10 protein-coding genes are annotated in these 12,971 nt (G+C 36.9%); 9 read left to right on the top strand and 1 reads right to left on the bottom strand.

From position 1 onward, the window contains the following. Positions 1–18 precede the first annotated feature (18 nt). The 7 genes from B0E34_RS11550 to B0E34_RS11580 all read left to right on the top strand — a co-directional run bounded on the left by B0E34_RS11550 (position 19) and on the right by B0E34_RS11580 (position 7,916). A complete protein-coding gene (locus B0E34_RS11550) occupies positions 19–681 on the top strand; it encodes a succinate dehydrogenase cytochrome b subunit (RefSeq protein ID WP_087709600.1) in 663 nt (220 codons plus the stop codon). Between the two features lie 15 nt (positions 682–696). After that, a complete protein-coding gene (locus tag B0E34_RS11555; RefSeq protein ID WP_087709601.1) occupies positions 697–2,709 on the top strand; it encodes a fumarate reductase/succinate dehydrogenase flavoprotein subunit in 2,013 nt (670 codons plus the stop codon). 25 nt (positions 2,710–2,734) lie between these two features. Beyond that, a complete protein-coding gene (locus B0E34_RS11560; RefSeq protein ID WP_087709603.1) occupies positions 2,735–3,502 on the top strand; it encodes a succinate dehydrogenase/fumarate reductase iron-sulfur subunit in 768 nt (255 codons plus the stop codon). A 135-nt stretch (positions 3,503–3,637) separates the two neighbouring features. Further along, positions 3,638–5,206 carry a TlpA family protein disulfide reductase gene (locus tag B0E34_RS11565; RefSeq protein WP_087709605.1) on the top strand — a complete coding sequence of 523 codons (1,569 nt, stop codon included), beginning with the start codon at positions 3,638–3,640 and terminating at the stop codon, positions 5,204–5,206. Between the two features lie 107 nt (positions 5,207–5,313). Further along, positions 5,314–6,726 carry a 23S rRNA (uracil(1939)-C(5))-methyltransferase RlmD gene (gene rlmD / locus B0E34_RS11570; protein WP_087709607.1) on the top strand — a complete coding sequence of 471 codons (1,413 nt, stop codon included), beginning with the start codon at positions 5,314–5,316 and terminating at the stop codon, positions 6,724–6,726. Positions 6,727–6,763: 37 nt separating this feature from the next. Then, positions 6,764–7,285 carry a DUF6452 family protein gene (locus B0E34_RS11575; protein ID WP_228423067.1) on the top strand — a complete coding sequence of 174 codons (522 nt, stop codon included), beginning with the start codon at positions 6,764–6,766 and terminating at the stop codon, positions 7,283–7,285. Beyond that, complete coding sequence (locus B0E34_RS11580; protein ID WP_087709609.1) at positions 7,251–7,916, top strand: DUF6048 family protein; 666 nt, start codon at positions 7,251–7,253, stop codon at positions 7,914–7,916. The genes B0E34_RS11575 and B0E34_RS11580 overlap by 35 nt, the downstream gene beginning before the upstream one ends. On the opposite strand, the gene B0E34_RS11585 is transcribed toward B0E34_RS11580, so the two are convergent. Then, entirely contained in the window at positions 7,913–8,389 is a 477-nt protein-coding gene (locus B0E34_RS11585) for a hypothetical protein (protein ID WP_123956612.1), read from the bottom strand. The two genes, B0E34_RS11580 and B0E34_RS11585, sit on opposite strands and share 4 nt — an antisense overlap. A 156-nt stretch (positions 8,390–8,545) precedes the next feature. Between B0E34_RS11585 and B0E34_RS11590 the strand changes: the two genes are divergently transcribed. After that, on the top strand, positions 8,546–10,546 hold the full coding sequence (locus B0E34_RS11590) for a M43 family zinc metalloprotease (RefSeq protein ID WP_165762977.1): 2,001 nt from the start codon (positions 8,546–8,548) through the stop codon (positions 10,544–10,546). A 163-nt stretch (positions 10,547–10,709) separates the two neighbouring features. Continuing rightward, a complete protein-coding gene (locus B0E34_RS11595) occupies positions 10,710–12,746 on the top strand; it encodes a M43 family zinc metalloprotease (RefSeq protein ID WP_087709615.1) in 2,037 nt (678 codons plus the stop codon). Positions 12,747–12,971 lie beyond the last annotated feature (225 nt).

A 12,971-nucleotide genomic window follows, 5' to 3' on the forward strand; every position in this document is an offset into this window, starting at 1 on the left:
AATCAAATTTAAACTTATATGGCAGGTTTAACGAGTTCTACGATAGGTAGAAAATATGCTATGGCATTATCAGCTCTGTTTTTGCTGATTTTTCTTATACTGCATTTGACGACCAATTTGTTATCAGTCCTAAACCGTGATGCATTCAATACCGCATCAGATTTCATGGGCTATAATCCTTTTGTGCAGTTCTTAATGCAGCCTATTCTTGGTTTTGCAGTCTTTTTCCATTTCATCATGGGATTTGTTCTTGAAATTAAGAATAACAAAGCACGTCCTGTGAAGTATGCAGCAAACAATGCTTCTGCAAATTCTTCATGGATGTCCAGAAATATGATTATTTCCGGATCTGTAGTGTTGGCTTTCCTGGCGCTTCACTTCTATGATTTCTGGTGGCATGAGATCAACTACAAGTATGTTGAGCAAATTACTCCGGATTCTGAACGTTTCTGGCCGGAACTTCACGAGAAGTTCGCAGATATCTGGAGAGTGGCTTTGTATGTAATTTCTTTCGTTTTGTTAGGGTTGCACCTGGCTCACGGTTTCCAGTCTTCATTCCAGTCAATCGGGGCAAGACATCCAAAATATACGCCGGTAATTAAGGCTTTCGGAAAATGGTATTCTATCCTTATTCCTGCAGGTTTTATCATTATCGCAATTTTTCACTTTGTAACTCAATAATATCAATATACTAATATGAGTAAATTAGATTCAAAAATTCCAGCGGGTCCTCTTAAGGATAAATGGAAAAATCATAAAGACCATATGAACCTTGTTGCACCAAACAACAGAGACAAGATTGATATTATTGTTGTAGGTACAGGTTTGGCAGGTGGTTCTGCGGCAGCTACTTTAGCTGAGCAGGGATATAACGTAAAAGCATTCTGTTATCAGGATTCTCCGAGAAGAGCGCACTCTATTGCAGCTCAGGGAGGTATCAACGCAGCTAAAAACTATCAGGGAGACGGTGACTCTACGTACAGATTGTTCTATGATACCATTAAAGGGGGAGACTACAGAGCAAGAGAGGCAAACGTTTACAGATTAGCTGAAGTTTCCGCAAATATTATCGACCAGTGCGTTGCTCAGGGAGTTCCTTTCGGACGTGAGTACGGAGGTCAGTTAGATAACCGTTCATTTGGTGGGGTTCAGGTAAAAAGAACCTTCTACGCAAAAGGACAGACAGGTCAACAGTTATTATTAGGTGCTTATTCTGCAATGAGCCGTCAGATCGGTAAAGGCAGAATTAAAATGTACAACCGTCATGAAATGATGGATCTTGTGATCGTAGACGGAAAAGCAAGAGGAATCATCGCAAGAAATCTTGTGACAGGTGAAATCGAAAGACACTCTGCACACGCAGTGGTTATTGCTTCAGGAGGATACGGAAACGTATATTTCCTTTCTACAAACGCAATGGGTTCCAATGTTTCTGCAGCATGGAAGATTCACAAAAAAGGAGCGTATTTCGCAAATCCTTGTTATGTACAGATTCACCCGACGTGTATTCCGGTTCACGGAACACAGCAGTCTAAACTTACTTTGATGTCTGAATCTTTAAGAAACTCCGGAAGAATCTGGGTTCCTAAAAAGATTGAAGATGCACAAGCGATCAGAGCAGGAAAATTAAGACCTGAAAACATTAAAGAAGAAGACAGAGATTATTATTTGGAAAGAAGATATCCTGCATTCGGTAACCTGGTTCCTAGAGACGTTGCTTCAAGAGCTGCTAAAGAAAGATGTGATGCCGGATACGGAATCGAAAATAACGATACTCAGGAAGGTGTTTATCTTGATTTCTCTACAGAGATCATGAAAAAAGGTAGAGAAGCCGCTATTGAGAAACACATCAGCAATCCTACGGATCAGCAGATTTATGATTTGGGTAAAAAGTGGGTTGAGGAGAAATACGGTAACCTTTTCGTAATGTACGAAAAAATTACAGCAGACGATCCTTACAAAACTCCGATGAAGATTTATCCTGCGGTTCACTACACCATGGGTGGAGTTTGGGTAGATTACAACTTACAGTCTACTATTCCGGGATGTTTCGTTATCGGGGAAGCAAACTTCTCAGATCACGGAGCCAACAGATTGGGAGCTTCTGCTTTGATGCAGGGACTTGCAGACGGATACTTCGTACTTCCTTACACCATTGCAGATTATCTTTCAGCAGATATCAGAACAGGAGCTATTCCTACAGATTCTTCTGCTTTTACAGAGGCTGAAAAAGGAATTAAAGAAAAAATTGATTTCTTCTTAAATAATGAAGGAACGCATTCGGTAGATTATTTCCACAAGCAGTTAGGAAACATTATGTGGAATAAAGTAGGAATGGGAAGAACACCTGAAGGATTAAGAGAAGCCATCAGAGAAATTGAAGAAGTAAGAAACAATTTCTGGAAAGATGTAAAAGTTCCGGGAGATAACGACGGAATGAATACAGAACTTGAAAAAGCGTTCAGAGTTGCCGATTTCTTAGAGCTTGGACAGTTAATGGCTATCGATGCATTACACAGAAACGAATCTTGTGGAGGACATTTCCGTGAAGACCACTCAACTCCGGACGGAGAGGCAGAAAGAGATGACGAAAATTACAAATATGTAGGAGCTTGGGAATATCAGGGAAGCGATATCAACGCGGAAGTGTTGCATAAAGAAGAACTGATCTACGACAACATCGAAGTTAAAACAAGAAGTTACAAATAATCTCCAATCTTTTAAATATACAATTATGAGTGCAAAAAAAGGCTTACATCTTACGCTGAAAATTTGGAGACAAAAAAATAATAAATCTAAAGGTCAGTTTGAGACTTATAAAATATCGGATGTTTCTACAGATTCTTCATTTCTGGAGATGTTGGACATCCTTAACGAGAGTTTAATTAACGAAGGAAAAGAGCCGGTAGCTTTCGATCACGACTGTCGTGAAGGAATCTGCGGAATGTGTTCCCTTTACATCAACGGTAGAGCACACGGTCCGGATACAGGAATTACAACCTGTCAGCTTCACATGAGAATGTTTAAAGATGGTGAGACCATCGTTATCGAACCTTGGAGAAGTGCGGCTTTCCCTGTTATTAAAGACTTAATGGTAGACAGAAGCGCATTCGACAGAGTAATGGCTGCAGGTGGTTTCATTTCGGTGAACACTTCAGGAAATACTTTGGACGCCAATGCAATTCTGGTTCCTAAAGAAGATGCAGACAAAGCAATGGATGCTGCTGCCTGTATCGGATGCGGAGCTTGTGTGGCTACCTGTAAAAACGGATCTGCAATGCTTTTCGTAGGAGCTAAAGTTTCTCAGTACGCACTTTTACCGCAAGGTAGAGTAGAAGCAAAGAGAAGAGTACTGAACATGGTAAAAGCCATGGACGAAGAAGGATTCGGAAACTGTTCAAACACAGGAGCTTGTGAAGTAGAATGTCCGAAAGGAATTTCTCTTGAAAACATTGCCCGAATGAACAGAGAATTTATCACAGCTTTTGCTGACAGAGGATAAAATCTATCGAGATAACATAAAAAATCGTCTCCTCACCGGATGGCGATTTTTTTTAGTTAAATCTTTCATAAAAGTAATATTTAATTGCTTTTAGTTTAATGAAAAAACTATTTTTGCGTAATTATAAAATTCAAAATGAAAAAATATCTTTTATTGTTTATCATCGCGGTTTTTGCGATGTCTTGCTCTAAAAAAGTAGAAGTAAAAGGAAAAATCACGGGAGGTTCTCCATTGGAGAGAATCGAATTAATAGAAGCTTCGGGAGTAGCAACTTTACCATTAATGAATATCGGGGTAAATAAAGACGGAACTTTCACAGGGAATTTCGATGCTCCGAAAAGCGGAATGTATCTGCTTTCTTACGGAGGAAAAAGAAATTTAATCTACCTTAAAGGCGGTCAGAAACTTGAAATTTCAGGTAATGCAATGACTTTCCCGACTGAATATGTGATCACGGGAGATGCGAAGAACAACAACGATTTCTTCATGGCTACCCAGAAATATCTTGCAACGTATGCTCAGACAGTTAATATGAATGAGCTGATGACGAAAGATGAAAAAACCTTCCTTAAAGGAATAGAAAAAGTTCAGGCAGATGTTAATAAAAACATCGATGAAAATGTTAAGAAGTTTAGTCCGGATAATGAAGTGGTTACCTGGAAGAAAAATGATCTTTCAACAACTTTGCTTACCATTCTTAACCAGTATGAAATGGGACATAAGCAAATGGGCAATCCTTCATTTAAAGTAACGAAAGCTTTTACAGATTTCACTAATAAACTGGAAGAGAACAAAGATGTATTGGTAAAAGAACATCCTTTATACAGAGAATATCTTTTAACCAAAATGAGCCCTGATTTTCAGAAATATGCTCAGGCAAAAACTGCAGGGAAAACGGATGTTACCACTACAGAATTATTCACAGAATATTTAAAGAAAAATCAAAAAGATCTTTCACAGACGGCTAAAGACTATTTATTGGCATTCGTAATGGCGCAGTCGGATATTCATCCGGGTTCACCTGAAAAAACAGTTGAGAAAATCAAAAAAATTATCGACGAAGATATTAAAGATGCTACCATTAAAGAAGATCTAAAGAAAATTCAGTTTGCCATCAACGGATTCAAAATTGGAGAACAGGCTCCTGAAGCTTCTTTGGTGAAAGCAGACGGAAAATCTTACAATCTTTCTGAAAATAAAGGAAAACCATATTTGTTATCTTTTTATGCTTCTTGGAACCCTTACATCGGAGAAGCTACCATTCCTGTATTGAAAGAAGTAGTGAATTTTTACAAATCTAAAATGAATTTTGTTTTTGTAAATGTAGATGATACAAAAGACCAGTTTGTGAAAACAAGCAGCTCTTTACTGAAAGGAATTACCGGAACTAATGTTTACGGTGAAAACGGATTAAATTCTGATATTGCTAAAAAATACGGAGTTTACGGATTTAAATTACCTTGCTTTATCGTGGTAGATAAAGACGGTAAAATTGCAAGCAAGCCGTTCTTCAACTTAGGAGATCCGGAATTGGTGACGGTTTTAGACAAGCAAACAGGTCTTTCCGCTCCAAAGGTAAATCCTAACGTTCAGTTACAACCGGGATTAGGAATGGATCCTGCAGTGGTAGCCGCTCAGCAGCAGGCAGCAGGACAACAGGCTCCTCAGCAACAGGCAAATCCTCAGCCGGCTCAGACGAAATAATTTAAATTGAGTACAGATATAAACCTTATCTTCGGATAAGGTTTTTTTTATTGTATTTTTGCAGACTGAAACGTAAAAGTTTCATTAGGAAAATAGAAAATTGTACAATGAGCAGAAAGAATAAGAAAAATTTAATTCTTGAAAATATAAAACTCTTAAATGCAGGAGCTAAAGGAGTGGCAATAGGAAGAACGGAAGAAGGGAAAACCGTAATGGTTTCTGGAGCAATTCCGGGAGATGTGGTGAATGTAAGAGTGAAAAAAGCAAAGTCCAAATACTACGAAGGTGAAGCTTTGGAAGTTCTGGAAAAATCGCCTTACAGAGTAGAACCGAAATGTGTTCACTTCGGAGTTTGCGGAGGCTGCAAATGGCAGAACATGAGCTATGAAAAGCAGCTCGCTTTCAAACAGGAAGAAGTGTACAATAATATTAAACGAATCGGAGGAATTGAAAATTTTGAGACCGTTCCGATTTTAGGTTCGGAAGAGCAGTATTTTTACCGAAATAAAATGGAGTTTTCTTTCTCAAATTCCCGTTGGCTAACCCAATATGAGATCAGTTCCGAAGAAAATTTCGGCAGCAGAGATGCTTTAGGGTTTCACATTCCGGGGATGTGGAGTAAAATTCTTGATCTTAAAGAATGTTTCCTTCAGGAAGATCCTTCAAACGCGATTCGATTGGCAGTGAAACAGTATGCTGTAAATGAAGGTTTAGACTTCTTTGATGTTCGCAATCACGAAGGCTTTTTAAGAACTTTAATGATGAGACAAAACTCAAAAGGCGAATGGATGGTTCTTTTCCAACTTTTCAGAGAAGAAAAAGAGAGCAGAGAAAAAATTTTCAGCTTCCTGCTTGAAAAATTCCCTCAGATCAAAACTTTAGTGTATGCAATCAATCCGAAAGCCAACGATTCTATTTACGATCTGGATATCAATGTGTATTTCGGGGAAGGCTATTTAATGGAAGAAATGGATGGTTTAAAGTTTAAAATCGGTCCTAAATCATTCTTTCAGACCAACTATAAACAGGCTTTGGAGTTATACAGAAAAACGCTTGAATTCGCAGATTTAAAAGGAGATGAAGTTGTGTATGATCTTTATACAGGTACAGGAACAATCGCTCAGTATGTCGCAAGAAATGCAAAGCACGTCATCGGAATAGAATCTGTACAGGAAGCCATAGATGCAGCCATTGAACATGCAGAACTGAACGGTCTTACGAATACAACGTTCTATTGCGGAGATATGAAAGATATTTTCAATGACGACTTTCTGGCGAATCATCCGAAAGCAGATGTCCTGATCACAGATCCTCCAAGAGACGGAATGCACCAAAAAGTGGTTGAGCAGATTTTAAAACTGTCTCCTGAAAAAGTGGTTTACGTAAGCTGTAATTCTGCTACACAGGCAAGAGATTTAGCCTTAATGAAAGAACAATATGATGTGGTAAAGATTTTACCGGTGGATATGTTCCCGCAGACACATCACGTAGAAAATATTGCTTTGCTGATTAAGAAATAATTTAATTACTTTTGAAGGAATCAAATCTTAAGATGAAATGCCGGATTTGTCCGGTAAAGTAAAACAAAATGTTCAGATGAAATATTTTAAATTTTTAATCGCCATTTCTTTTATCAGTCTGCTTTTTTCATGTGGCGGCGATAACGATATCTGTGAAAGCGGGGAAGGAACTCCGAGAATGAGAGTTTCTTTCAAAACACAGGCAACCGATAAGGAAAAAACACTGGATTCTCTGTATGTAGCTGTAGATTATGGCTCCGGAAAAGTACAGCTGGGAGGACAGGCTGAAATTACATCAAGAGTTATTCCTTTAAGAGTAGACAATTCTGCATATACAGATATTTATTTCAGAATTACTAATAAAGGTGCGGAATCTAAAGTAAGAGTAAACTACACTACGAAATCTGCATATGTTTCTCCGGGTTGCGGAATAAAGCTTACCTACGAAAATTTAAATTCAGTATTAGATCCAAACACAACGACTCCGGTAAAGGAAATCCAGGCCGGACAAAATTTTATAGAGAATGAAGACAAGACTAATCTTTTCCTTCTTTTTTAGTGCAATCAGTCTTTTGGGCTTTGCTCAGGAGAAGAAAGATAAGGAAACTGCAAAGGAAAAATGGAAATATGAACCCAATTTCATGATCGGTTTTGATGTTCTGAATACGGGAGTTTCTTTCTTTTCAGACAGAAAGCTGTATCAGGGATTTGTATCTTCAAAGCTGAAAGATAATCTTCATGCCATAGCAGAAGCCGGTTTTGAATCTAATATTTACCAAAAAAACGGTTATGACGGAAAAGCAAATGGCCCTTTCGTAAAAATCGGGGCATTCTATATGTTGGCAAAAGATCTTGAAAATGAATTCAATGGATTTTATGCGGGTGGAAAAATAGCGGGTTCCTTTTATAAACAGGAATATATGGCGGTTCCCGTTCGTGGTTACGGCGGAAGCAGTTCTGCAATATCCTTTCCTTCTTCTACACAGTCATCCTATTGGCTGGAAGGAACATTGGGAGGAAGAGTACAGCTTTTTGAAACTAATTTCTACATTGATGTCAATCTTCAGCCGAGATATTTGGTATACACCACAAAACAAGATGAAATCCAGCCTATGATCGTTCCGGGATTCGGAAGAAGCTCTTCTAAATTCGGAATGGGCTTCGCTTGGAATCTGTCATACAAGTTTTAGCGGGTTTTCGGCATTTTGATAACAGATTTAGATTTTCCTTTTAACAGAATATAAAGTCCCTCCAATTCTTTTGGGGGGATTCCTGCATCAAATCCTGCTGAATTGTAAGTATTTCCATTTGCGGTAACAGTAATGGAAGAAGCCAAAGCTCCGTCTGAAAACCTTCTGGTTGTTGAAGATTCATATGTGGATATTTTCGTAAGATCCAAAAGATTTACTTGTTTGGAAATATTTTCCCAATCCGTTGTGGTAATTTGTGATGTTGAAGTGTTTCCGTTAAGATATGTGGTTACTACATCTTTTGTAAAGGTAATTAATCTATTTGTTCCTCTCGTCTGTTCTCTTAATTCTATCTTTTCGATTTTGGTTATATTTTTTGAAGTTACTCTGTTTTTGTTATTCTCTTTTTTTTGAGAAATACATTTGCAGTTGATTAAACTGAACAATACCAATAATATTATTTGTAGTTTCATTTGATTATTTTAATGTAAGATTTAATTGTTTTTTATGCACTAAATCTAGTAATTTGAATAATTTCAATATATTTGTAAAATTATAAAAATTATTAAATGCAAAGATCTACTTCTTTAAAAATTTTTCTTTTACTCCCATTAATTGGGTTGAGTTCTTTGAAGGCTCAGCAAGTAAATAGTGGTAAAATAATTAGCAAACAGGCAAAGTTTTCAAAAAAATCTAGTGAAGAACTTGCAAAATCACATGGCTTTGATAGATGTTCCACAGTGGAATATGAAAATTATCTTCAGGCAAAATATCCCGGAAGAATGACGGAAAGTCAATTTGAAGCATGGCTGGCTCCTTTAGTAGAAAAAGCGAAAACCAACAAGTCACAAAACGGAAATATAATTACGATTCCTGTTGTTGTCCATGTAATTCACAGTGGACAGAATCTTGGGACTTTTCCGAACATCGTTGATGAGCAGGTAATGTCTCAAATCGCGGTTATGAATAATGATTACAGAAAAATATTCAATACACCGGGCTATAACACAAATGCCGTAGGAGCAGATGTACAGATTCAGTTCGCTTTAGCTAAGGTTGATCCTAATGGAAACCCAACTAATGGAATAGACAGGGTAAACCTTTGCCAGGACAACTGGACAAGAGATGCTATAGAAGGATATGTAAAGCCGCAGACTATTTGGGATCCTAATAAATATATGAATATGTGGAGCGTTAACTTTGCTGATGCTTCATTATTAGGTTACGCTCAGTTTCCAAGCTCTTCCGGACTTGGAGGTCTTTCTGCAAACGGTGGATTAGCAACAACAGATGGAGTAGTTGCAAACTTTGCAACTTTCGGTAGCAGTGACTATAATACAAATAATAATTTCCTGCTTTCTGCTCCTTATGATAAAGGTAGAACAATGACTCATGAAGTTGGTCACTTTTTAGGACTTAGACATATTTGGGGAGATAATACTTCTTGTACAGTAAATGCAACAGACAGTAATAAAGACTATTGTCCTGATACACCTGCAGCAAGTGGTCCAAATTATAATTGTGTAACTGTTGACTCCTGCCCGTCTTCACCGGGTAATGATATGATTGAAAATTATATGGATTATACCACGGATACTTGTATGAACATCTTTACAAATGATCAAAAAACGAGAATTCGTACAGTTATGGATGTTTCACCAAGAAGAATGCAGCTTAAATCTTCAACTGCTGATCAGCCTATTGCTTTGTTTCCTAATGATGCGGAACTTAAGATTGATGGAGGTTGTAGTTTGGAAAGTTGTGGAGGAGGAGTTGTTCGTTTTTCCTTATATAACAGAGGTACATCCAATCTTACATCTGCAACAATAAATTATTCAGTTAATGGATCTGCTACCCAAACGTATAACTGGACAGGTAATTTAGCTCAGGATAAATATAGTGTTATTTCTATACCTGTACTGAGTTCAGTTCCTACAGGTTCTGGGGTAACAGCTTCAATTGTTTCTGTTAATGGAACGTCAGATCAAAGAAGTACGAACAATACAGTTACTGGTACTTATAATCAGCCGATAGCTGCACAATATATTCCAGGTGCAACAAATGTTAATTTTAAATTACAGCTAGATTATTTTGGATCTGAAACAATGTGGACACTCAAGAATAGTGCAGGTCAGATTGTTAAGGCAGGTGGACCATATCCAGATGTTCAGAATCCAACTTCTACCACTCCACTCCCTACATTAATATCACAAAACTGGACATTACCTGCAGGTTGTTATGTATTTACAATATCAGATGCATATGGTGACGGAATAGATTACGGAGGCTATGTTGATCTTTCTACTTCAACAGGACAGACTATTTATCATGGAGAAACAGACATAGCTGATTATGCATCAAAAGCTTTTACAACAGTGGTTTTAGCAACAAACGAAGTGAAGAATAAAGATTCATTTGCAGTTTATCCAAACCCAGCCAATGATGTTCTGAATATTACAAAAGTTTCAGGTAAAGCTAAATTTGAAATCTACAACGCAGTTGGACAACTAGTGAAAGCTGGAAATATTGATAACAATCAGGTGAGAGTTTCTGAATTAGTGAAAGGAACCTACATCATTACTGTAAAAGACGGTAGTATATCTGAAAATATTAAGTTTATAAAAAAATAAACAGATATTATAATCGCTTAAAAGCTCTGAAATAATTTCAGAGCTTTTTTTTTGTAATCTAGTAACGGTTTTTAATATTTGTTATTGAATGTTATTAATTTAACTTTTGTTTTTATTTATTTTTATTCAAAATAGCTATATTTGTGAGTATTAAATAATTTATATGCGAAAATCTACTACTTTTAAAGCTGTACTTTTATTATCTTCTTTTTTTGCTGCAGATATAGCAGCTCAGAATTTTACCAAAAGAAAAGCTGATTTCAATGTTGAAAAATCATCTTCCGAACTGGCAAAGTCTTTCGGATTTGATAGGTGTTCAACAACAGAGTATGAAGAGTTTTTACAAAAAACATTTCCCGGAAGAATGACTGTAGAACAGTTTGAATCCTGGTTGGCTCCCTTAGTGGAGAAAGCTAAAGCAAATAAATCCCAAAACGGAAATATTATAACCATTCCTGTTGTGGTACACGTTATTCATAGTGGCCAGAATTTAGGAGTAGCGCCAAATATCGTTGATGAACAGGTAATGTCTCAGATAACAGTAATGAATAATGATTTCAGAAGATTGGCTGGAACTCCGGGATTCAATACCAATGCTGTTGGAGCAGATACCATGATTCAGTTCGCTTTAGCCAAAGTAGATCCCAATGGAAATCCTACCAATGGGATTGATCGTGTAAATTTGTGTCAGGCTACATGGTCTCAGGCGGAAATCAATTCATTTGTAAAACCTGAAACAATTTGGGATCCTACCCAATATATGAATATGTGGAGTGTAAGTTTCACAAGTTCTACATTATTAGGATATGCGCAGTTTCCATCAAACTCTAATTTAGGAGGTTTAAGCACTATTGGAGGTGAGGCTTATACCGATGGGGTGGTTGCTAATTATGCCACATTTGGAAGCAGTGATTATAATGTGAATAACTCTTTCCTGCTTGGAGCTCCTTATGATAAAGGAAGAACAATGACGCATGAAGTGGGACACTTTTTGGGATTGAGACACATATGGGGAGATAATGCTTCTTGTGTTGTGAATGCTACAGACAGCAATAAAGACTATTGTCCGGATACACCCGCTGCAAGTGCTCCCAATTACAATTGTGTAACAGTAGATTCTTGCCCTTCTGCGGCTGGAAACGATATGATTCAGAATTATATGGATTATACAACAGATACCTGTATGAACGTATTTACAGTCAATCAGAAAGACAGGATAACTGCGGTTATGAATAATTCTCCAAGGAGAGTGGAGTTGAAAACCTCTACCAAAGATATAGCTATTCCATTATTTGCAAATGATGCGGAAGTAAAACTTGAAAGGGAATGTAATACAGTAGATTGTTCCAGTGTTACTCAGGCTCCAAAAATTTCCTTATACAACAGAGGAACTAGTACAATGACTTCTGCGGTAATAACCTTTACCCTGAACGGAAATGTTCAGACATTTAACTGGAGCGGAAGTTTAGCTCAGGATAAATATGCAATCATTACACTTCCTATGAGTTCTACAGCTTTGGGAGGACAGCTAAACATTAATGTAACCTCTGTAAATGGAGCAGTAGACCAAAGAACATCCAACAGTAATGTAACAGTAAACTATCTTGGAGCTCCTGCAAGAATGGATACTAATGTCGTGTTTAATCTTCAACTGGACAATTACGGAAGTGAAACTTCATGGACGCTGACTAATAGTTCGGGAACGGTTATTTACAGCAGTCCCGCAGTTGGATATACAGATTCCGGTGCAAATCTTCCGGCGCTGATTAGTGAAAACTGGACATTAAATCCAAATGAATGCTATACATTTACAATTAACGATTCTTATGGGGACGGACTTTATCCTTACGGAGGATATTATAATATCAAAACTCAGGGTGGGGTAACTTTGCTTTCAGGATCGCACTTCAGTTCTACACAAAGCAGATTTTTAAAGTCGCAGGTTTTATCAACCAGTGATGTAGCAAACCCTAAAAATAATATTCAGATTTATCCAAATCCTACATCAGATATTTTAAATATTACAAAGGTTTCAGATAAAGCGACTTATAAAATTTATGGAGCAACTGGACAATTGGTAAAACAAGGAAATATCAATAATGGGCAGATTAATGTTTCTGAATTAATTAAAGGAGGTTATGTAATTACTGTTGAAGAAAAAGGAGAAGAATCTTTCAATTCTAAATTCATTAAGAAGTAATTTAATTAAATTTCAATGATAGAAATCCTCAGGTTTTTTACCTGAGGATTTTTTGTTTTTTTTACTTAAATATATATTTTGCAGGGGTTATATTTGTAAACATTTATTACAGCAGCTATAATAACTGAAGTTTTTTAATTTCTCATATATTATTTATTTGTTTACTTATTCCCAATGCTTTGAATTGAATTGTTGAAAAGTCTGTATAAAAAAAATAGAAATATT

This window comes from Chryseobacterium mucoviscidosis (genome assembly GCF_002177115.1).
Classification (GTDB): Bacteria; Bacteroidota; Bacteroidia; order Flavobacteriales; family Weeksellaceae; genus Chryseobacterium; species Chryseobacterium mucoviscidosis.